Genomic DNA, 605 nt, shown 5'->3' on the forward strand with positions numbered 1-605 from the left:
TGCTACTCGCACACTGAACGGTTTGCCAACCGCATGCCTTCACAGGCTGCACCTAAAGGTGCTCTATTTTTTTGCCTTCTTTTACTGGCTCACCCGTGAACGGGTCAATATATTCTTTCATACTAATCTGTTCATGGGCTAAATCTTCTTGTATTTGATTTTTTATATATTCTTCTATAACTTTTTTATTTCTGCCAACAGTATCGACATAATAACCCTTACACCAAAACTGTCTGTTTCCGTATTTATATTTTGAATTTGCATGTCTATCAAATATCATGAGTGAACTTTTTCCTTTCAAATATCCCATGAATTGAGCTACTCTTAACTTAGGCGGTATACTCACAAGCATATGTATGTGATCCTTACATGCATTTGCTTCAATTATTTCTACTCCTTTATGTTCGCATAACTTTCTTAATATTTGTCCTATATCCACCTTTATCTTTCCATATATTATTTGTCTCCTGTATTTTGGTGCAAAAACTATGTGATATTTACAATTCCACTTGCTATGTGCTAAACTACTATTATCCATTCTGGATATACCTCCTTTGTTTGGTTGTGGTCGGCAAACCTACTTCCATTTTACATCGGAGGTATTA

1 protein-coding gene is annotated in these 605 nt (G+C 35.0%); it reads right to left on the reverse strand.

Going from position 1 to position 605, the window contains the following annotated elements:
- Positions 1-52: 52 nt before the first annotated feature.
- The gene (gene tnpA / locus ABDZ69_RS17075; RefSeq protein ID WP_343771630.1) at positions 53-538 is read right to left on the reverse strand and encodes an IS200/IS605 family transposase; all 486 of its coding nucleotides are present in this window, start codon (positions 536-538) and stop codon (positions 53-55) included.
- Between the last annotated feature and the right edge of the window lie 67 nt (positions 539-605).

Source organism: Clostridium malenominatum (assembly GCF_039521365.1).
Lineage (GTDB): Bacteria > Bacillota > Clostridia > Clostridiales > Clostridiaceae > Clostridium_AW > Clostridium_AW malenominatum.